Here is a 19,263-nt window from a genome sequence, read left to right on the forward strand (position 1 = left end):
TGCGGTCAGCGCTGTCGCGATGAGATGACGACGTGCTCTACCCGAGCGCCCGCAGTTCGCGCCGCAGCACCTTTCCGGTCGCCGTCATCGGCAGTGTCTCCGCGAACTCCACGAAGCGCGGGTATTCGTGGGCGGCGAGCTGCACCTTGACGAACTCCTGGATCTCGCGCGCGAGCGCATCGCCGGCGGCAAAGCCCGGGCGCAGCACGATCCAGGCCTTGATCGATTCGGTGCGGATCGGATCGGGAATGCCGACCACCGCTGCCATCGCCACCGCCCGGTGCTTCATCAGCGTGTGCTCGATCTCGGACGGGCCGACACGATAGCCGGCGGTCGTGATGACGTCGTCCTCGCGGCTGACGTACCAGAAGTAACCGTCCTCGTCCTGGATGCCGAGATCGCCGGTGAGCAGGAACTCGCCGGCATATTTCTTCGCCGTCGCGTCCGGATTGCGCCAGTACTCGATCATCGTGCACGGGCACGGCTGGCGCACGCCGATGATGCCGCGCTGTCCCCTCGGCTGCTCCTCGCCTGTGTCGTTGACGATGCGAACATCGAAACCCGGCGTCGCCTTGCCCATCGAACCGGGGCGGATCGGAAACAGATTCGCGTTGCTGCCGATCACGAGATTGCATTCTGTCTGGCCAAACACCTCATGCGCGTCGATGCCAAAAGTCTCGCGCACCCAGCCGAGCAGCTCGCCGCCGAGGGATTCACCGCCGGTGAAGATGCTGCGCAGCTTGACACCGGAATGCGTCACGCCGGCCTGCCGCATCAGTTTTAGCGCAGTCGGCGGCAGGAAGACGTTGCGGACACCGAGATCGGCCATCATCTGCATTGCCGCCTGCGGCTCGAATTTTCGCGCGCGGTGACCGACCAGGGGAATGCCGTGATACCAGAACGCGAACAGGCCGTTGACGAGTCCACCGATCCAGGCCCAGTCCGCCGGCGTCCACATGAGATCGCCGGCGCGCGGCAGGAAGTTGTGGCACATCTCGACATTGGGGAGATGGCCGAGCACCACGCGATGCGCATGCAGCGCGCCCTTCGGATTGCCTGTCGTGCCCGAGGTATAGATGATCAGCGCGGGATCATCCGCAGACGTGTCCACCAGTGCGAAGTCAGGCGATGCGGCCTTGATCGAATCCCAGAACGATTTCGTGCCCGCGGCTGCGCGCTCGCCGACGACATAGACGTTCTTCAGGTCCGGCAGGCGGTCGCGAATCTTCGAAAGCTTCTCCCAGCCGCCCTCGTCCGTGACGATCGCCTTGGCCTGTGAATTCGAAAGCCGGAACTCCAGCGCGTCCTCGCCGAACAGTGTGAACAGCGGGATCGAGATCATCGCCGAACGGAATGCCGCCATGTGCGCGATCGGCAGCTCCAGCGATTGCGACAGGAACACCGCGACGCGGTCGCCGCGAGCAAGACCATCCGCCTTCAGCACATTGGCGAAGCGACGCGACATCTCCGCGACCTCGTCGAAGGAGGTGCGCGTGATGGCGCCGTTCTCGTCGGCATAGACCAGCGCGAGGCGGCCAGTGCCGTCGGCATGGCGATCGCAGCAGGCCTCCGCCATGTTGAAGCGCGCCGGGACGTCCCAGCGGAAGTTGCGATAGAGCTCGTCGTAGGTTGCGGCTTCAGTGAGCATGAACTTGATCCTACCTCACGGTCGCGAAGAACTTGCGGACCTCGCCGACGTACAGCTCCGGCTGCTCGAAGGCGGCGAAATGGCCGCCCTTCTCCATCTCGCTCCAATGCGTGATGTTGTGGAAGTTCGGCTCCATCCAGCGCCGCACCGGCGTGATGATCTCCCTGGGGAAGACAGCGACACCGGTCGGCACCTTGACGACCGGCGTGGTGCGGCGCTTGCCAAAACTTTCCCAATAGAGCCGCGCCGATGAGGTCGCCGTCTCCGTCGCCCAATAGAGCATGACGTTGTCGAGCAGCTCGTCCCGGGTGAAGATGTTTTCGGGATGGCCGTTGCAATCGGTCCAGGCCCAGAATTTTTCCAGAATCCAGCCCGCCTGCCCGCTCGGCGAATCCGTCAAGCCGTAGCCGAGGGTCTGCGGCCGCGTCGATTGCTGCTTCGAATAGCCGGAGTCGAGATCGACGTAATGCTTGAGGCCGGCGAGCGCCCGCTTCTCCTCCGGTGTCGGCTCGCCATCGACCTTCGGCGCTGCGTTGAAGGCGAGCGTGATGTGAATGCCGGCGCAATGGTCGCCGTCCTGCATGCCAAGCGAGGTCGTCACCGCCGAGCCCCAGTCGCCGCCTTGCGCGCCATAGCGCGCGTAACCGAGCCGGTCCATCAGCTTGGCCCAGGTCGCTGCGATGCGATCAACGCCCCAGCCGGTGGCCTTCGGCTTCGCGGAGAAGCCAAAACCCGGGAGCGACGGACAGATAACATGGAAGGCATCGGCGGGATTGCCGCCATGCGCGGCGGGATCGACCAGCGGCGCGATCACCTTCTGGAATTCGACGATCGAGCCGGGCCAGCCATGGGTGATGATCAGCGGCAGCGCCGCCGGCTCCTTCGAGCGCACATGCAGGAAATGGATGTCGAGCCCGTCGATCTCGGTGGTGAACTGCTCGAAGCGATTGAGTTTCGCTTCGCGCGCCCGCCAGTCGTAGTCGTTGGCCCAATAGGTGCAGATCTCCCGGATCCATTTCAGCGGCGCGCCCTGGCTCCAGTCGTCGACCAGCTCCGCCTCCGGCCAGCGCGTGCGCGCGAGGCGCGACTTGAGGTCGGTGAGGATGTCGTCGCCGATGGCGATGCGAAAGGGTTTTATGGCGCCGGTCATCGGTTGCCTCCCGAGTTTCTTTCGTCATTCCGGGCGCGCGAAGCGCGATCCCGGAATGACGGCTCAGCCCGTCAGCGCCGCCTTCACCATGCCGCTGGCCTTGCCGAAATCCATCTGGCCGGCGTACTTCGTCTTCAACACGGCGATCACCTTGCCCATGTCCTTCATGCCGGCCGCGCCGGTCTCGGCGATCGCGTCCGAGATCGCTTTCTTCACGTCGTCGTCCGACATCTGCTTCGGCAGATAGGCCGAGATCACCGCGATCTCCTCGCGCTCCTGCGCGGCGAGCTCGGCACGGCCGCCCTTCTCGTAGAGCTCGACCGATTCCTGGCGCTGCTTGATCATCTTCTGAAAAACCCCGAGCAGGTCGGCATCCGACAGCGGCGGCTTGCCGTTGCCGCGCGCCTCGATGTCGGCGTTCTTGATGGTCGAGTTGACCATGCGCAGCGTGGACAGCTTGCGCTCTTCCTTGGCCTTCATGGCCTCCTTGACCGCATTGTTGATGTCGTCGCGCAGCATGATCGTGCTCCCCTAGAATATCCGACGCCTGATCTAGGCCGTTCGCAGCCCTGAGACAACCGGGGTTCCCAGCCATTCGACCAGCGCTCGCACCGTTGCCCCAGGCTGCTCCGGCTGCGGCAGATGTCCGCAATTCTCCAAAACGACGAGCTTCGCGCCGGCAATGCCCTCCGCCATCTCTTTCGAGAACGCGTTGGGGATGGTGTTGTCCTGATCGCCCGTTAGCACCAGCGTTGGGCATTTGATCGTGGCAAGCGTCGGCCGTGAATCCACCCGCGCGATGATCGCGGTCTGCTGCCGCAGATAACCTTCGACGCCGACGTCCTCGCCCTGCTCATGCACGAGCTGGCGAATGGCGGCATCGTCGCGGCGCGAGGGATGCACCAGTTCGGGAAACATCTCCTCGCGAGCCGCACACAGCTCGCCGCGCTTGGCACGCTGCATAAGGCCGCGGCGGCGCGTGGTCGCCTCCTCCGTGTCGGGCCGGGCCTGCGTGTTGATCAGCGCGAGCCTGGCCACCCGCTCGGGCGCCTGGCGCATGATCTCGAGCGCGACGTAGCCGCCCATCGAATGGCCGGCGAGCGCGAAGCGCGGCGGCGCCTCGCTCAGCACCCGACGGGCGATCGCGGCCATGCTGTCGTCACGGATATGGTTGGCGACCATCACCGGGCCGAACCGCCAGAGCGAGGGGATCACCGGGGCATAGATCCGGGCCGAGGACGCCAATCCCGGAACCAGCACAATCGGGGTCGTCTGGTCCATTATTGCCTCTCAAGCCCCGGAATTTGCCGGAAATTATGCCACCGAGCTTAAGGGCCCGAGGAGAGCTGTCAAATATGCAAAAACGCATGTGAATCCGCGCTTCTCCGCTTTGACGGCAGCGCCCGCGGGGACTATGAACCGGGCTTATGACACAATCCGAAAACGATACCGCCTGGCCGGACCACAAACCGACCGCGCTGTTGGTGCTTGCCGACGGCACGGTGCTCGAAGGCTTTGGTCTCGGCGCCGAAGGCCAAGCCGTCGGCGAGGTCTGCTTCAACACCGCGATGACCGGCTACGAGGAGATCCTCACCGATCCCTCCTATGCCGGCCAGCTCATCACCTTCACCTTCCCGCATATCGGCAACGTCGGCACCAACGACGACGACATCGAGACGGTGAACATGGCCGCGACGCCCGGCGCGCGCGGCGTGATCTTGCGCACCGCGATCACCGATCCCTCGAACTACCGCGCCACCAAGCATCTCGACCAGTGGCTGAAGGCGCGCGGCATCATCGGCCTCTCCGGCATCGACACCCGTGCACTGACCGCGCTGATCCGCAGCAAGGGCATGCCCAACGCCGTGATCGCGCACGCCAGGGACGGCGAGTTCGATCTGCATGGCCTGAAGGAAGAAGCGCGCGAATGGCCGGGCCTCGAGGGCATGGACCTCGTGCCGATGGTCACCTCCGGCCAGCGCTTCACTTGGGACGAGACGCCGTGGCTGTGGGAGAAGGGCTTTGGCCGGCAGGACAAGCCTGAGTTCAACGTCGTCGCCATCGACTACGGCATCAAGCGCAACATTTTGCGCCTGCTCGCCGGCGTCGGCTGCAAGGTGACGGTGGTGCCGGCAACGACCTCGTCCGAAGATATTCTTGCGATGAAGCCGGACGGCGTGTTCCTGTCGAACGGTCCGGGCGATCCGGCCGCGACGGGCAAATATGCCGTGCCTGTGATCCAGGACGTGATCAAGTCGGGCACGCCGACGTTCGGAATTTGTCTCGGTCACCAGATGCTCGGCCTCGCGGTCGGCGCCAAGACGAGGAAGATGCATCAAGGCCATCACGGCGCCAATCACCCCGTGAAGGACGAGACCACCGGCAAGGTCGAGATCACCTCGATGAACCACGGCTTTGCCGTGGACGAGAGCACCCTGCCGACGGGCGCGACCCAGACTCACATCTCGCTGTTCGACGGCTCCAATTGCGGTATCCAGCTCGACGGCAAACCGGTGTTCTCGGTGCAATACCACCCCGAGGCCTCACCGGGTCCGCGCGATTCGCACTATCTGTTCCAGCGTTTCGCGGACCTGATGCGGCAGAACAAGAGCGCGTAAGGCGCGCTCTTGCGACCACTTTGATGACATCGAGCCCGGGCCTTCTCCCGGGCTTTGTCATTGAGGAACGCCACCTGATGTCCCTCGTTGATCCCTGCTACGGTCACGCAGGAGCCCCGCCATGCCCGCCGTCCGCGATAATGCCGAGCCGCTCGCCATCGTGTTCGAGGACGACGGGCTCGTGCCGAACAACATCCTCCCGTTCCTGGTGTACCAGGGCGCGGTGAAGTTCGATTCCAGACAGCCGGAAGAGACGATCGAAAGTTTGTTCGAAGCGAACGGCTGGGGCGGGACGTGGCGCAATGGGGTCTTCGACTATCTGCACTATCACGCGACGGTGCATGAGGTGCTCGGCGTTGCGCGCGGGAGCGCGCGGGTCCGCTTCGGTGGCGACCACGGTCAGGAGCTGGAGATCAAGGCCGGGGACGTCGCGATTCTCCCTGCCGGCACCGGGCATCAGTGCATCAAGGCGAGCGAGGATTTCTGCGTGATCGGCGCCTATCCGCCGGGTGCGACGATGGAGATCACCCGGGCGACGCCGGAGAATCACGCGAAAGCGCTGAAGACGATTCCAAACGTCGCGCTGCCGCCGGCCGATCCGGTGACGGGCAAGAATGGCGCGTTGATGCGGTTGTGGCGGTAGTCGCAACGACGGTGCCGCAGGGTGGGCAAAGCCAAGCGTGCCCACCAAACGACTTGAACTGCAGATAGATGGTGGGGCACGGCGCGCGAAGAGCGCGCCTTTGCCCACCCTGCCACAGCGTGCCCTACGCCTCGTTGGCGCCTTCCTGACGTGTGGCTTCGAACAGGAACCAGGTGCGGCGCTCGGTCTCGTCGATGAAGTTCTCGAGGATGCTGGCGCTGGCGACGTCGCCGGCCTCGTCGCACACCTCGTGCGCTTTTCGCATCGCGCTCGCGACGTGCTTATTGTCCTGCATCAATTCACGCAACATCTCGCGCGGCGGGACGTAGTCCTCGTTGTTGTCCTTGATGGTCTGGAGTTTCGCGACCTGGCCGATCGACTTCAGCGTGGTGCCGCCGATCTTGCGGACCCGTTCAGCGAGTTGGTCCGTGGTGGCGAAGATCTGGTCGGAATGTTCGTCGAGCAGCAAATGATAGTCGCGGAAATGCCGGCCGCTGATGTGCCAGTGGAAGTTCTTGGTCTTCAGATACAGCGCGAACGCATCGGCCAGAAGCACGTTGAGCGCCTCCGAAACCTTCTTGACCGCCTGAGGCGACAGATCGGTGGGGGTATCGAGGTCGGGCGAGACCTTGGTAGGGGCTTTGCTCACGGGAAACCTTCCTGTTAGGACGCGGACATTGACGGCGCGCCGTCGCACCCCTAACGCAGGCGGGCAGCGCCGGTTCCTTTGGCGGAACCGTTTGGCCGGGGCCCTCAGATACCATGGACGATTGGATCGATTATTACGACTCGACGCATACGATCTATGTCAGCAAGTTGCATCGCGACCTGCACTTCCAGATCATCGCACGGGACATCATCGGCTATATCTCCTCGCCCGAGGCGACCGTGCTCGACTATGCCTGCGGCGAGGCGCTGTCCGCGAGCCAAGTGGCGGCGGCCTGCGGCAAGTTGATCCTCGCCGAGCCCGCGCCCGGCGTTCGCGGCCGGTTGATCGCGCGGTTTGCCCCGAACACGAAGATCCGCGTCCGCTCGCTCGACGAGGTCCGCAACATGCAGGAGCAGTCGATCGATCTCGCCGTGATGAACTCGGTCGCGCAATACATGACGCCGGACGAGCTCGATGCCGCGCTCCTCAACTTCCGACGTATTTTGAAGCCCTCCGGGAAGCTGGTGCTCGGCGACATCCTCCAGCCCGACGTCGGCATGTTCAGGGACGTCACAGCGCTGCTCAGCTTCGGCCTGCGTCACGGCTTTCTGAAAGATGCGCTGATCGGGCTGATCAGCACCGCGCTGTCAGATTACCGTCATCTGCGTACGCGCATCGGGCTGCAGCGCTATAGCGAGGACGAGATCACCGCCAGGCTCAAGACCGCCGGCTTCGCGGTCCAGCGCGCTGACAGCAATATCGGCCACAATCGCTGGCGGATGACCTTCATCGCGCGGCCGCCTTTGGTGCGTTAAGCATAACGATTGCCTGGGGTGGCTTGTCGCACCCCGATCGGCAATGATCGCCACGGCCCGGTGGCGGAAGCGTCTACGCGAGAGCAGTGCATCGCTCTTCATCCTGGTTCAAATCCAGGCCGGGTCTCCAGCCTTCGCCAGCTTCGGCCAGGCGAGCCTTTTCGTAGCGAAGGCTGCCTCGACGAAGCCCGAAGGGCGAAATCGGCGTTGGCGCGCAATCGTCTCAGCTTCAACCCGCAGCAGGCACTTCGCACTCCGACAGCAGCTGAAGCCGGTCGGCATCCTTCGCTGCCGATTTCACCACCGCATCGAGCAGACCGGGGAAACGGGCATCCAGATCCTCGTGGCGCAGCCGCATGAAGCGGTTGGTGCCCGCCACGCGCGTCTGCATCAGACCGGATTCCCGCAGCTTCGCGAAATGATAGGCGAGATTCGACTTGCCGCTGAGCGCGTTGAAGTCGCCACAGCACAATTCGCTACTGACACCTTGCTGCTGGGCGAGCTGGTAGACGATCGCCAACCGGATCGGATCGCTCAGGCAATCCAGAACCATCGGCAGCTCGATCTGCTCGCGGGTGGGGTGGGGAGGCGTGCGGCTCATGGTCTGACGATCATAGCGAAATGGCCTCGATGTTCAATAGTTCTTGAACCAATTGACTCATGCACCGGTCCAATTGATAGTTCAATAAACATTGAACATGGGGATTTTCCGATGAGCGTATTCTGGTTGGCCTTGGCGGCCTTTGCGATCGGCACGGAAGGCTTTGTCATTGCAGGACTTTTGCCGGCGATCGCAACCGACCTGTCAATTTCCGTCTCCGCCGCCGGCCAATTGGTCACCGCCTACGCCCTCACCTATGCCGTGGGCTCGCCAATCCTGGCGGTGACGATGAACAATATCGACCGCCGCACCGTGCTGGCCCTGGCGCTATCGACCTTCATCGCCGGAAACCTCGCGGCGATGGTGGCGTCCAATTACGGCCTGCTGCTGGCCTCGCGCATGCTGATGGCGCTGGGCTCCGGGCTGTGCATGCCGACCGCGCTGGCCGTATCCGTGGCCGTCGCCTCGCCGGAGCGGCGCGGCCGCGCGGTGGCGCTGGTCACGTCGGGACTCACGGTTGCGACCGTCATCGGCGTTCCCCTCGGCAATCTCGTCGGCAGCCTCTTCGGATGGCGTGCGACCTTTGCCATGGTCGCCCTGATCGGCGCCGTCGCGCTCGCCGGCCTCCTGCTCGGCCTACCCCGCGGCCTGCCGCGCAACACGGCCTCGCTCAGCGAGCGGCTGGCGGTGGCGCGTCACAGCAATGTCCTGATCGCACTCGTGATCACGATTTTATGGGCGCTCGGCGGCTTCACAATGTTCACCTATTTCGCGGTCCCGCTGCGCGCGCTGGGCTTCGACGCCTCGCGCATCAGCCTCGCGCTCCTGGTGTTCGGCGCGGCCGCCGCGATCGGGAACATGCTCGGCGGCCTGTTGGCCGACCGGCTGGGCACCATCGTCACCGCGGCGCTCGGCCTGACCGGCATGGCCAGCGCGCTTTTCCTGCATTCGCTGGTGCTGAAATTCCTCCCCGGCCAGGCGCATTACGCGATCCTGGGCCCGATCTTCCTCCAGGGGCTTTCGGGCTGGGCGTTCTATCCGGCCCAGGTCGCCAGCATCATCCGGATCGACCCCAAGGCCTCGATGATTGCGCTCTCCCTCAACGCCTCGGCCATGTATCTCGGCTTCGCGATCGGCGGAGCCTTCGGAGGCGCCGTGCTTGCTTCATGGAGCCCGGCTGATCTCGGCTGGGTCGGCGGATTGAGCGTTTCGGCTGCCCTTCTGGTGCACCTTGCCCGTGGCTGGCAGGCCCGACCAAAACCGGTCAAAATTGCCGGTTGATGGGCGTTTTTCGGGGTTTCGCCGCCCCGAAAACTGGTCTAAGACCCACCCGCGCGCAGGGAGACCACCGCGCTCTCGGCCAAAGGGACGCGCAGCAAGCGCGCCCTTTTTTTGTGCCCAAATTCCACTTCGGCGAGAGTTGATGCCCAAACGTACAGACATCACCACCATCCTGATCATCGGCGCCGGTCCCATCGTGATCGGACAGGCCTGCGAGTTCGACTATTCGGGCACGCAGGCGGTGAAGACGCTGAAGGAAGAGGGCTACCGCATCGTCCTCGTCAATTCCAACCCGGCCACCATCATGACCGATCCGGAATTGGCCGATGCGACCTATATCGAGCCGATCACGCCGGAGATCGTCGCAAAGATCATCGAGAAGGAACGTCACGCCATCCCCGGCGGCTTCGCGCTGCTGCCGACCATGGGCGGACAGACTGCGCTGAACTGCGCGCTGTCGCTGCGCCGGCAGGGCACGCTCGAAAAGTTCGACGTCGAGATGATCGGCGCCACTGCGGACGCGATCGACAAGGCCGAGGACCGCCAGCTGTTCCGGGAGGCCATGACCAAGATCGGGCTTGAGACGCCGAAGTCGCGGCTCGCCAACGCCTCCGCCCTGAAGAAGTCCTTCCGCGACAAGTACCAAGCCGAACGCGCAAAGGCCTCGGGCGCGGCACTCGCAGAACTCGAGCAGCAGTGGACCCTCGGCGAAAGCGACCGCCGCAAGCGCTATCAGGAACATGCGCTCGGCCAGGCGCTGATGGCGCTGTCCGAGATCGGCCTGCCCGCGATCATCCGCCCCTCCTTCACCATGGGCGGCACCGGCGGCGGCATCGCCTACAACAAGGAAGAGTTCCTCGACATCATCGAGCGCGGCCTGGATGCGTCTCCCACCAACGAAGTACTGATCGAAGAATCCGTGCTCGGCTGGAAAGAGTACGAGATGGAGGTGGTGCGCGACAAGAAGGACAATTGCATCATCGTCTGCTCGATCGAGAACCTCGATCCGATGGGCGTGCACACCGGCGATTCCATCACGGTGGCGCCGGCGCTGACGCTGACCGACAAGGAATACCAGATCATGCGCGACGCCTCGCTGGCGGTGCTGCGCGAGATCGGCGTCGAGACCGGTGGCTCCAACGTGCAGTTCGGCGTCAATCCCGAAGACGGCCGCATGGTCGTCATCGAGATGAACCCGCGCGTGTCGCGTTCCTCCGCTCTGGCTTCGAAAGCCACCGGCTTTCCGATCGCAAAGGTCGCCGCCAAGCTTGCGGTCGGCTACACGCTCGACGAAATCGCCAACGACATCACCGGCGGCGCCACGCCGGCCTCGTTCGAGCCGACGATCGACTATGTCGTCACCAAGGTGCCGCGTTTCGCCTTCGAGAAATTCCCCGGCGCCTCCACCACGCTGACGACGTCGATGAAGTCGGTCGGCGAAGTCATGGCGATCGGCCGCACCTTCCAGGAAAGCCTTCAGAAGGCCTTGCGCGGGCTCGAGACCGGTCTCACCGGCCTTGACGAGATCGAGATCGAAGGTCTCGGCCGCGACGACGACAAAAACGCTATCCGCGCCGCGCTCGGCACGCCGACACCGAACCGGCTGCTCCAGGTCGCCCAGGCGATGCGGCTCGGCTGGTCGGACGAGGAGATCTTCAATTCCTGCAAGATCGATCCGTGGTTCCTCAGCGAGATGCGCGGCATCGTCGACATGGAAGCGAAGGTCCGCAAGAGCGGCCTGCCGGGCAACGCGTTCGGCATGCGCACGCTCAAGGCCATGGGCTTCTCCGATGCCCGGCTTGCGATGATCGCGGAGACGACGGAGGCGGAGGTGACGGCGAAGCGCCACGCGCTCGGCGTCCGCCCGGTCTATAAGCGCATCGACACCTGCGCGGCCGAGTTCGCTTCGCCCACCGCCTACATGTACTCGACCTATGAGGCGCCGTTCGCGGGTGCGCCTGCGGACGAGAGCGCGCCGTCCGACAAGAAGAAGGTCATCATCCTCGGCGGCGGGCCGAACCGCATCGGCCAGGGCATCGAGTTCGACTATTGCTGCTGCCATGCCTGCTTCGCGCTGCATGACGCCGGCTACGAATCCATCATGGTCAATTGCAACCCGGAGACGGTGTCGACCGACTACGACACCGCCGACCGGCTCTATTTCGAGCCGCTCACCGCCGAGGACGTGCTGGAGATCATCGCGAAGGAGCGCACCAACGGCACGCTGCATGGCGTGATCGTGCAGTTCGGCGGCCAGACCCCGCTCAAGCTGGCGCGCGCGCTGGAAGCCGCCGAAGTGCCGATCCTCGGCACCTCGCCCGACGCTATCGACCTGGCTGAGGACCGCGACCGCTTCAAGCGGGTGCTCGACAAGCTGCGGCTGAAGCAGCCGAAGAACGGCATCGCCTATTCGGTCGAGCAGGCGAGGCTCGTCTGCACCGATCTCGGACTGCCGCTGGTGGTGCGCCCGTCCTACGTGCTCGGTGGCCGCGCGATGCAGATCATCCGCGAGGAGAACCAGCTCAACGATTACCTGCTCGGCACGCTGCCGGAGCTGGTGCCGTCTGACGTCAAGGCGCGCTACCCGAACGACAAGACCGGGCAGATCAACACTGTGCTCGGCAAGAACCCGCTGCTGTTTGACCGCTATCTCTCCGACGCAACCGAGATCGATGTCGATTGCCTCTGCGACGGCAAGGACACCTTCATCGTCGGCATCATGGAGCACATCGAGGAAGCCGGCATCCATTCCGGCGACAGCGCCTGCTCGCTGCCGCCGCATTCGCTCGATGCCAAGATGATCGAGGAACTGGAGCGGCAGACCCGCGAGCTCGCGCTGGGTCTCGACGTCGTCGGCCTGATGAACGTGCAATACGCCATCAAGGACGGCGATATCTACGTGCTCGAAGTCAACCCGCGCGCCTCGCGCACGGTGCCTTTCGTCGCCAAGGTGGTCGGCACGCCGGTTGCGAAGATCGCGGCGCGCGTCATGGCCGGTGAAAAGCTCGCTGACTTCAAGTTGAAGAAGGCGAACTTCAAGCATGTCGGCGTCAAGGAATCGGTATTTCCGTTCGCCCGCTTCCCCGGAGTCGACACCGTGTTGGGTCCGGAGATGCGCTCGACCGGCGAGGTCATGGGTATCGACCGCTCCTTCGCGGTGGCGTTCGCCAAGAGTCAGCTCGGCGGCGGCACGCGGGTGCCGCGCAAGGGCACGGTGTTCGTCTCGGTTCGCGAGAGCGACAAGACGCGCATCGCCGAGGCCGTTCGCGAGCTGCATTCGCTCGGCTTCAAGGTGCTGGCGACATCGGGCACGGCGCGCTTCCTGACCGACCAGGGCATCCCGACCGAGAGGGTGAACAAAGTGCTGGAGGGCCGGCCGCACATCGTCGACGCCATCACCAATGGCGACGTCCAGCTCGTCTTCAACACCACCGAAGGCCCGCAGGCGCTCGCCGACAGCCGTTCTCTGCGGCGCGCGGCCCTCTTGCATAAAGTGCCGTATTACACCACTCTTTCCGGGGCCGTGGCGGCCGCGCAGGGCATCCACGCCTATCTGGGCGGGGACCTTGAGGTTCGGACCCTGCAGAGCTACTTTTCGGAAACCTGATCGCGAGCGGAAGGCCCACTTTCCGCTAAGTGACTGGCGATGAAGCCACAATGACCGGAGGAACTGTCCGGCCATTTGGTTGTTCAGTTCCGGCGCCAAGCCCATATCAACGTCCGGCGTCGAGCCCGGATAGACTGACGAATCAAGTTGCGTGCGCGCTGACATTTCGGGGCGCGCGCGACCGAAGGACGAGAGAAGAGATGGAAAAGGTACCGATGACAGCGAGCGGCTTTGCCGCGCTCGGGGAAGAATTGAAGAAGCGCCAGTCGGAGGACCGTCCGCGCATCATCGAGCATATCGCGGAGGCGCGCTCGCACGGCGACCTTTCCGAGAACGCGGAATATCACGCCGCGAAGGAAGAGCAGTCCCACAATGAAGGCCGCATCGCCGAGCTCGAGGACAAGCTCGCGCGCGCCGACATCATCGACATCTCCAAGCTGTCCGGCGACACCATCAAGTTCGGCGCCACCGTGACGCTGGTCGACGAGGACACCGAGAAAAAGAACGTGTGGCAGCTCGTCGGCGAAGTCGAGGCCGACGCCAAGAAGGGCCGCATCTCGATCACCTCGCCGCTCGCACGCGCGCTGATCGGCAAGAAGAAGGGCGCCACCGTCGAGGTCAACGCGCCCGGCGGCTCCAAGGCGTATGAGATCACCAAGGTGGAGTGGCGGTAGCGATTTGCCGTTGCGCGTGATTTGAAAAAGGCCGCGCACTGCGCGGCTTTTTTGTTTCTGCATGTTGCTGGGAATGTGATGGGCTCGCGCCCTCACTCTCGTGTCCCGGACGCGCTGCAGCGTTCTTGCGCTGCTGCGCTGCGTCCGGGGCACGAGATCGTGCGAGCTACCTTCTTCCCCTCACGTCGAGCGGCACGGCCGCCTCGTATTTCGAGTTATGCAGCACGAGCGAGGTCCGCACGTTGCGGACGTGCGGGGCGGCGGTCAAATGGGTGACGAAATCCTGGAAGGTGGCCATGTCGGGTGCGACGCATTTCAGGATGAAATCGACTTCGCCCGACAGCATCCAGCACTCGCGCACCAGCGGCTCGGCACGGACGAACTCCTCGAAGGCGCGCAAATCAGCCTCGGCCTGGCTGGAGAGGTGCACCGCGGCAAACACCGTGACGTCGAAGCCGAGCTTTCGCGCGTCCAGGAGCCCGCGATAGCCGTGGATATACCCCTCCTCCTCCAAGGCCCGGACGCGGCGCAGGCAGGGCGGTGGCGAGATGCCGACGCGCCTGGCCAGCTCGACATTCGTGATTCGACCGTCGGCCTGAATCTCGGTGAGAATTTTCAGGTCGATCTCGTCTAGGTTCCGCGACACGTGATTGGAACTCCTGGCGTTTGCGGCGCTATTGGTGCGTTTATCGCAATCCTCATAGCGCAGACGGCCCGACCAGCGCAATTTTATTGCGCGTGCAGCGCAATCGACTTTTGTTCCTTGTTGGAAAAATCCGCCGACAGGGAATGCAATTCTTGCATAGCTCACCAGAAGGCTTAGATTAGCTCTGATATTTCAGCGCCTCCGCGAGGCCTCCCGGCACGTTCCGCGCCCGCGCTGCAATCCCCCGTGAAAGGCATCTGTCGAAATGTCCGCCGCTGTCCATGCAAAGGTCGTCATCATTGGCTCCGGCCCCGCCGGTTACACGGCGGCGATCTACGCCGCGCGCGCAATGCTCGAGCCGATCCTGATCCAGGGCATCCAGCCGGGCGGTCAGCTCACCATCACGACCGATGTCGAGAACTATCCGGGCTTCGCCGACGTGATCCAGGGCCCCTGGCTGATGGAGCAGATGGAGAAGCAGGCGCTGCATGTGGGCACCCAGATCAAGACCGATCTGGTGATCAAGCTCGACACCACGCAGCGGCCGTTCCGCCTCACCTGCGATAGCGGTGACGTCTATCTGGCCGAGACAGTGATCCTCGCCACCGGCGCCCAGGCGCGCTGGCTCGGCATCTCCTCCGAAGAAAACTTCAAGGGCTTTGGCGTTTCGGCCTGCGCCACCTGCGACGGCTTCTTCTACCGCGGCAAGGAAGTGGTCGTGGTCGGCGGCGGCAACACCGCGGTCGAGGAAGCGCTGTTCCTGACCAATTTCGCCTCGCAGGTGACTGTGGTTCACCGCCGCGACCATTTCCGCGCCGAGCGCATCCTGCAGGACCGCCTGTTCAAGCATCCCAAGATCAAGGTGGTCTGGGACAACGCCATCGACGAGATCTGCGGCGAAGGCAATCCGGGCAAGGTCACTCATGTCCGTCTCAAGAACGTCAAGTCCGGCGCGCTCACCGAGCACAAGGCCGACGGTGTCTTCATCGCTATCGGGCATGCGCCGGCGACCGAGCTGGTGAAAGACCAGGTCAAGCTCAAGCCATCGGGCTATGTCGAGGTCGCCCCGAACTCGACCGCCACCTCGGTGCCCGGCCTGTTCGCCGCCGGCGACGTCGCCGACGAGACTTATCGTCAAGCGGTCACAGCGGCCGGCCTCGGCTGCATGGCGGCTCTCGAAGCCGAACGTTTCTTGGCCCTGCGCGCCAGCGAGCGCGCGGCAGCGGAATAAAGATCATGGCACGAACACGCGACGGATTCACGGATATGGACTGGGACAAGCTGAAGGTGTTTCACGCGGCGGCGGAAGCGGGAAGCTTCACCCATGCCGGCGAGCAGCTCGGCCTGTCGCAATCGGCGGTGTCACGCCAGGTCTCGGCGCTCGAGCAGGAGCTCTCGGTCTCGCTGTTCCACCGCCACGCCCGCGGCCTGATCCTCACCGAACAGGGCGACCTCCTGTTCCGCACCGCGCATGACGTGTTCATGCAGCTGCAGGCGGCGCGCGCCAAACTGACCGACAGCCGCGAGCGGCCGAGCGGTGATCTCAAGATCACCACCACGCCCGGCGTCGGCATCAACTGGCTGATCCCGCGGCTCGGCGAATTCACCGCGCTCTATCCGGAAATCCGGATCTCGCTGATCGTCACCGACGAAGAGCTCGACCTCTCGATGCGCGAGGCCGACGTCGCGATCCGCACCCGCAAGCCGACGCAGCCGGATCTCATTCAGCGCAAGCTTTTCGCGATGGGCTTCCACGCCTATTGCTCGCCTGATTACATCAAGCGCTTCGGCACGCCGCGCACGCTGGAGGAGCTCGATTCCCACCGCATCATCACGCTCTCCGACGGCACCTTCGCGCCGCATCTTCAGAACCGCAACTGGCTGGTCGAAGCGGGACGCAACGGCTCGGGTCCGCGCGAAGCCTATTTCAGGGTCAACAACATCCTCGGCCTCGTCCGCGCCTGTCAGCAAGGCCTCGGCATCGCGGCGCTGCCGGACTATCTGATCGAAGAACAGAGCCGCCTCGTGCAGCTGTTCGGCGAATCGGATTCGATCCAGCTCGATACGTATTTTGTCTATCCGGAAGAGCTGAAGACGGTCGCGCGTGTGCAGGTGTTCCGCGACTTCGTGGTGAGCAAGGCGCAGCGCTGGCCGTCCTAATTTCCGCATGACTGACATGCGGCCTCGGCTGTTGCTGCAGGCCGCTCGTCAAGCTCATACTGCTTGCACGCTGAGCCTTCGCGTTGCGCATTTGTCCCCCTCCTCCAGTGGCGCGGGAGTTCAGTAATCCCTCTTGGAAGGTGATTGTGTCGGCCTCACGTGGCCAATACCTTAAGCCGGGCTCGTTCGAGCCCGGCTTTTTTTTGACCTCAACGGCTTTCGCGTTCCGCGAGTGTTGACAGTTCCATGCGTACCCCGCATCCTTTGCAAATGATCACGAAGTCGTGCGCAATTTCGTTCGAGGCAGCCGTCTCGAAAAAAGGCCCCCATCCGGGGACCTCGGATTTTTGCGCGCGCTAAACAAGCTTCGTCATCGCGAGCCAAACCCCGAAAACCCCGCCGCCTGGACGGGGTTTTTTCATGTGCCCTCGTCTCAGGTTTTTCTCGAGAAGGAGATGGAACATGACCGGACTACAGGAACATTTGCACGGGCTCTGGCTGCCGCTGGTGACGCCGTTTCGCGACGGCGCTCTCGACGAAAGGTCGCTGCGGCGGCTGACACGGCATTACAGCGGACAGGCCGTTGACGGCTTCATCCTGGGGGCGACCTCCGGCGAAGGCATGACGCTGCGCGATGCCGAGCTCGAACGCCTCGTCGCCATCGTGCGCGACGAGCTGACCACCGGCCCCAGCAAGCTTCCGATCTGCCTCGGACTGTCAGGCGCGGACACGGCGCGGCTGAAGGACCGCCTCGATGAAACCGCGGACTGGCCGATCGACGGCTACCTGATCGCGAGTCCCTATTATGTGCGACCGTCGCAGCGCGGCGTGCTGGCGCATTTCGAGGCGCTCGCCGATCACGCCGCCTGGCCGCTCGCGCTCTACAACATCCCCTATCGCACCTCGGTCAACATCACCAACCAGACGCTGCTGCGGCTTGCCGAGCATCCGAACATCATCGGCCTGAAGGATTGCGGCGCGAGCCGCGAGCAATCCATCGCGCTGCTGCGCGACCGTCCGAAGGATTTTCGCGTGCTGACCGGCGAGGACGCGAACTATTTCGAGGCACTCAGCGACGGCGCCGACGGCGGCATCGTGCTGTCAGCGCATCTCGAGACCGCGACGTTTGCGGCTGTGTATGCCGAGCTGAAGCGCGGCAACCACGATGCGGCGCTGGCGCGCTGGCAGGAGGTCGCGGAACTGACGCGCCTGTTGTTCACTGAACCCAGTCCCGCGCCGGCAAAGTACTGGCTGTGGCGCACGGGCCTCATCGATAGCCCCGAAGTGCGTCTGCCGATGGTCGAAGTCGGCAGCGAACTCGCCGCCCAGCTCGACCGCGAGATCGAGCGACGGATGCAAGTCGCGGCGTAGAGCTTCCTCTTTCGATCCACGCACGCTCGCCCTTCTCCCTTGCGGGAGAAGGGAAGACGCACCGTGGTTAACCACGCGCGAACGGCCTTCGCTGCTGCCGCATGACGCATCCACGGCTCGTTTACGCAAACGCGCCTATCGTTTTCATTCACGGTCTTCAAAAGGGGGAATAACCATGGGGCAACGCATCCGCCCGCCGGCGGCAGATATATTCGCGTCCGCCGATCTGTTGCGCGGAATTCTGGTGGTGTCGTCGTTCGGCTTCTGGGCGGTGATGCTCGGCCTGATGCCGGTGCTGGTGTTTCGGGTCTGGCTCGCCTGACACGGAGCACGTCCGGATGGTTAATCCGTGGGTTAGACTTGTGTTCGAATGCGCGCGAGATTGCGACCCGGAATCTTAAAGCATCCCGCCTATCGTTCATGCCCATAAGCGAAGAAATCGCGGGGGCGTTTGTGAATAGTCATAACGAATTGGCGTCGCATTACGACGCTGGACAGCAGGGCTTTACCACCGAGGACATTCTCTGGGCCGCCGGCATCTGGTCGGTGATCCTCACTTTGTCGCCGGTGATCGTGTTCTACATGCTGATGGTGGCCTAGCTTTCATAGTGATCTCCAGAAACGCAAAACGCGCGGAGATCCGCGCGTTTTTCGTCCGGGGAATGATTTATGGAAATTACGCCGCCTGCTTGTGCATTGCGCCGGAAGCCGACGCCGTGCCGCGAATAGCCTTCACCGAACGTTCGATCGCCGCCCACAGCCTTGCGATTTCCTGAGCCGCACGGCTCTCGGCCTGATATTCCCGCGCGCCTTCGCCGTGGCTCAGCGCCATCAGCAAATCCGAACGGTTGGTGATCTGGCCGCCCCACACCGGGGCCCGGAATTTTGCCAGCGCCTCGCGGGCGATGGTGACGATCGGGCTTTCGGACTCGTCGCGGCGCGCCGGCGCGCCGTTGAGCACGACCGCGTAGGGCTTGCGGGCCGCACGGCACATCTGGATCGTTTCCTGCACCGCGTTGACGTCGAACACGCCGGGACGGGCCGGGATCACGACCATGGTGGCATTGCGGATGGCGTCGTCGACGACGGCCGACAGGTTCGGCGGCGTGTCGATCAACACCCATTCATAACCGTCGCGCTTGGCAGCGGAGACGATGCCGCTGACCGAGTTCACCGCGGACTTGATCGGCGGCTCGTTGGTGCCACGCAGCTTGTGCCACAGCGTGAGCGAGCCTTGCGGATCCGCATCGACGAGCAGGATCGGCTTGGTCGCCTTGATCTGCGCGGCGAGATGCGCGGCCAGGGTACTCTTGCCCGAGCCACCTTTACGCGATGCAAAAACAATAACGTTCATACCTCTGCCTCCAGATTGACCCCAGGCAGCGAAAATGAATCACCGC

The 19,263-nt window shown here is 63.8% G+C and carries 19 protein-coding genes; 11 read left to right on the top strand and 8 right to left on the bottom strand.

The annotated features are described in order from the left end of the window. Window positions 1-37: 37 nt before the first annotated feature. The 4 genes from IVB27_RS37280 to IVB27_RS37295 all read right to left on the bottom strand — a co-directional run bounded on the left by IVB27_RS37280 (window position 38) and on the right by IVB27_RS37295 (window position 4,079). Window positions 38-1,648, bottom strand: a complete 1,611-nt coding sequence (locus IVB27_RS37280; RefSeq protein ID WP_247447606.1) for an acyl-CoA synthetase — start codon at window positions 1,646-1,648, stop codon at window positions 38-40. Window positions 1,649-1,658: 10 nt separating this feature from the next. After that, a complete protein-coding gene (locus IVB27_RS37285) occupies window positions 1,659-2,798 on the bottom strand; it encodes an epoxide hydrolase family protein (RefSeq protein ID WP_247447607.1) in 1,140 nt (379 codons plus the stop codon). Between the two features lie 63 nt (window positions 2,799-2,861). Then, window positions 2,862-3,317, bottom strand: coding sequence for a GatB/YqeY domain-containing protein (locus tag IVB27_RS37290; protein WP_247447608.1), 456 nt, complete (start codon window positions 3,315-3,317; stop codon window positions 2,862-2,864). 33 nt (window positions 3,318-3,350) lie between these two features. Then, window positions 3,351-4,079 carry an alpha/beta fold hydrolase gene (locus IVB27_RS37295; protein ID WP_247447609.1) on the bottom strand — a complete coding sequence of 243 codons (729 nt, stop codon included), beginning with the start codon at window positions 4,077-4,079 and terminating at the stop codon, window positions 3,351-3,353. 146 nt (window positions 4,080-4,225) lie between these two features. Here IVB27_RS37295 and carA point away from each other — a divergent pair, with 146 nt between their 5' ends. Then, on the top strand, window positions 4,226-5,416 hold the full coding sequence (gene carA, locus IVB27_RS37300) for a glutamine-hydrolyzing carbamoyl-phosphate synthase small subunit (protein ID WP_247447610.1): 1,191 nt from the start codon (window positions 4,226-4,228) through the stop codon (window positions 5,414-5,416). 121 nt (window positions 5,417-5,537) lie between these two features. Continuing rightward, window positions 5,538-6,059: a cupin domain-containing protein gene (locus tag IVB27_RS37305; RefSeq protein ID WP_247447611.1), complete on the top strand. Its 522-nt coding sequence runs from the start codon at window positions 5,538-5,540 to the stop codon at window positions 6,057-6,059. Between the two features lie 124 nt (window positions 6,060-6,183). Here the strand turns inward: IVB27_RS37305 and IVB27_RS37310 are convergent, their stop codons facing one another. Beyond that, complete coding sequence (locus tag IVB27_RS37310; RefSeq protein WP_247447612.1) at window positions 6,184-6,708, bottom strand: Dps family protein; 525 nt, start codon at window positions 6,706-6,708, stop codon at window positions 6,184-6,186. 113 nt (window positions 6,709-6,821) lie between these two features. Between IVB27_RS37310 and IVB27_RS37315 the strand changes: the two genes are divergently transcribed. Next, window positions 6,822-7,523 carry a class I SAM-dependent methyltransferase gene (locus IVB27_RS37315; RefSeq protein ID WP_247447613.1) on the top strand — a complete coding sequence of 234 codons (702 nt, stop codon included), beginning with the start codon at window positions 6,822-6,824 and terminating at the stop codon, window positions 7,521-7,523. 229 nt (window positions 7,524-7,752) lie between these two features. Here the strand turns inward: IVB27_RS37315 and IVB27_RS37320 are convergent, their stop codons facing one another. Next, window positions 7,753-8,124 carry an ArsR/SmtB family transcription factor gene (locus IVB27_RS37320; protein ID WP_247447614.1) on the bottom strand — a complete coding sequence of 124 codons (372 nt, stop codon included), beginning with the start codon at window positions 8,122-8,124 and terminating at the stop codon, window positions 7,753-7,755. A gap of 111 nt (window positions 8,125-8,235) precedes the next feature. On the opposite strand from IVB27_RS37320, the gene IVB27_RS37325 reads away from it, so the two are divergent. The 3 genes from IVB27_RS37325 (at window position 8,236) to greA (ending at window position 13,686) form a co-directional block, all read left to right on the top strand. Then, the gene (locus IVB27_RS37325; RefSeq protein ID WP_247447615.1) at window positions 8,236-9,405 is read left to right on the top strand and encodes an MFS transporter; all 1,170 of its coding nucleotides are present in this window, start codon (window positions 8,236-8,238) and stop codon (window positions 9,403-9,405) included. A gap of 142 nt (window positions 9,406-9,547) precedes the next feature. Further along, entirely contained in the window at window positions 9,548-13,012 is a 3,465-nt protein-coding gene (carB, locus tag IVB27_RS37330) for a carbamoyl-phosphate synthase large subunit (protein ID WP_247447616.1), read from the top strand. Window positions 13,013-13,212: 200 nt separating this feature from the next. Beyond that, a complete protein-coding gene (gene greA / locus IVB27_RS37335; RefSeq protein ID WP_247339301.1) occupies window positions 13,213-13,686 on the top strand; it encodes a transcription elongation factor GreA in 474 nt (157 codons plus the stop codon). Window positions 13,687-13,852: 166 nt separating this feature from the next. Here greA and IVB27_RS37340 read toward each other — a convergent pair whose 3' ends face one another. Next, window positions 13,853-14,332, bottom strand: a complete 480-nt coding sequence (locus tag IVB27_RS37340; RefSeq protein WP_247339296.1) for an Lrp/AsnC family transcriptional regulator — start codon at window positions 14,330-14,332, stop codon at window positions 13,853-13,855. A 265-nt stretch (window positions 14,333-14,597) separates the two neighbouring features. Between IVB27_RS37340 and trxB the strand changes: the two genes are divergently transcribed. The 5 genes from trxB (at window position 14,598) to IVB27_RS37365 (ending at window position 18,463) form a co-directional block, all read left to right on the top strand. Next, entirely contained in the window at window positions 14,598-15,563 is a 966-nt protein-coding gene (gene trxB / locus IVB27_RS37345) for a thioredoxin-disulfide reductase (protein WP_247339294.1), read from the top strand. Window positions 15,564-15,568: 5 nt separating this feature from the next. Further along, entirely contained in the window at window positions 15,569-16,492 is a 924-nt protein-coding gene (locus tag IVB27_RS37350) for a LysR family transcriptional regulator (protein WP_247320655.1), read from the top strand. A gap of 462 nt (window positions 16,493-16,954) precedes the next feature. Further along, window positions 16,955-17,863, top strand: coding sequence for a 4-hydroxy-tetrahydrodipicolinate synthase family protein (locus tag IVB27_RS37355; RefSeq protein ID WP_247447617.1), 909 nt, complete (start codon window positions 16,955-16,957; stop codon window positions 17,861-17,863). A gap of 175 nt (window positions 17,864-18,038) precedes the next feature. Next, window positions 18,039-18,185, top strand: a complete 147-nt coding sequence (locus IVB27_RS37360) for a hypothetical protein (protein WP_247339292.1) — start codon at window positions 18,039-18,041, stop codon at window positions 18,183-18,185. A 98-nt stretch (window positions 18,186-18,283) separates the two neighbouring features. Beyond that, window positions 18,284-18,463: a hypothetical protein gene (locus IVB27_RS37365; protein WP_247447618.1), complete on the top strand. Its 180-nt coding sequence runs from the start codon at window positions 18,284-18,286 to the stop codon at window positions 18,461-18,463. Between the two features lie 76 nt (window positions 18,464-18,539). Here the strand turns inward: IVB27_RS37365 and IVB27_RS37370 are convergent, their stop codons facing one another. After that, the gene (locus IVB27_RS37370; protein WP_007596685.1) at window positions 18,540-19,217 is read right to left on the bottom strand and encodes an AAA family ATPase; all 678 of its coding nucleotides are present in this window, start codon (window positions 19,215-19,217) and stop codon (window positions 18,540-18,542) included. Window positions 19,218-19,263 lie beyond the last annotated feature (46 nt).

Source organism: Bradyrhizobium sp. 197 (assembly GCF_023073375.1).
Taxonomy (GTDB): Bacteria; Pseudomonadota; Alphaproteobacteria; order Rhizobiales; family Xanthobacteraceae; genus Bradyrhizobium.

Coding starts and splice junctions, on each gene's coding strand:
- IVB27_RS37280 (WP_247447606.1), bottom strand. CDS start 1,648: ATGCTCACTGAAGCCGCAACCTACGACGAGCTCTATCGCAACTTCCGC.
- IVB27_RS37365 (WP_247447618.1), top strand. CDS start 18,284: ATGCCCATAAGCGAAGAAATCGCGGGGGCGTTTGTGAATAGTCATAAC.
- trxB (WP_247339294.1), top strand. CDS start 14,598: ATGTCCGCCGCTGTCCATGCAAAGGTCGTCATCATTGGCTCCGGCCCC.
- greA (WP_247339301.1), top strand. CDS start 13,213: ATGGAAAAGGTACCGATGACAGCGAGCGGCTTTGCCGCGCTCGGGGAA.
- IVB27_RS37290 (WP_247447608.1), bottom strand. CDS start 3,317: ATGCTGCGCGACGACATCAACAATGCGGTCAAGGAGGCCATGAAGGCC.
- IVB27_RS37360 (WP_247339292.1), top strand. CDS start 18,039: ATGGGGCAACGCATCCGCCCGCCGGCGGCAGATATATTCGCGTCCGCC.
- IVB27_RS37295 (WP_247447609.1), bottom strand. CDS start 4,079: ATGGACCAGACGACCCCGATTGTGCTGGTTCCGGGATTGGCGTCCTCG.
- IVB27_RS37325 (WP_247447615.1), top strand. CDS start 8,236: ATGAGCGTATTCTGGTTGGCCTTGGCGGCCTTTGCGATCGGCACGGAA.
- IVB27_RS37320 (WP_247447614.1), bottom strand. CDS start 8,124: ATGAGCCGCACGCCTCCCCACCCCACCCGCGAGCAGATCGAGCTGCCG.
- IVB27_RS37285 (WP_247447607.1), bottom strand. CDS start 2,798: ATGACCGGCGCCATAAAACCCTTTCGCATCGCCATCGGCGACGACATC.
- IVB27_RS37315 (WP_247447613.1), top strand. CDS start 6,822: ATGGACGATTGGATCGATTATTACGACTCGACGCATACGATCTATGTC.
- IVB27_RS37350 (WP_247320655.1), top strand. CDS start 15,569: ATGGCACGAACACGCGACGGATTCACGGATATGGACTGGGACAAGCTG.
- carA (WP_247447610.1), top strand. CDS start 4,226: ATGACACAATCCGAAAACGATACCGCCTGGCCGGACCACAAACCGACC.
- carB (WP_247447616.1), top strand. CDS start 9,548: ATGCCCAAACGTACAGACATCACCACCATCCTGATCATCGGCGCCGGT.
- IVB27_RS37305 (WP_247447611.1), top strand. CDS start 5,538: ATGCCCGCCGTCCGCGATAATGCCGAGCCGCTCGCCATCGTGTTCGAG.
- IVB27_RS37370 (WP_007596685.1), bottom strand. CDS start 19,217: ATGAACGTTATTGTTTTTGCATCGCGTAAAGGTGGCTCGGGCAAGAGT.
- IVB27_RS37355 (WP_247447617.1), top strand. CDS start 16,955: ATGACCGGACTACAGGAACATTTGCACGGGCTCTGGCTGCCGCTGGTG.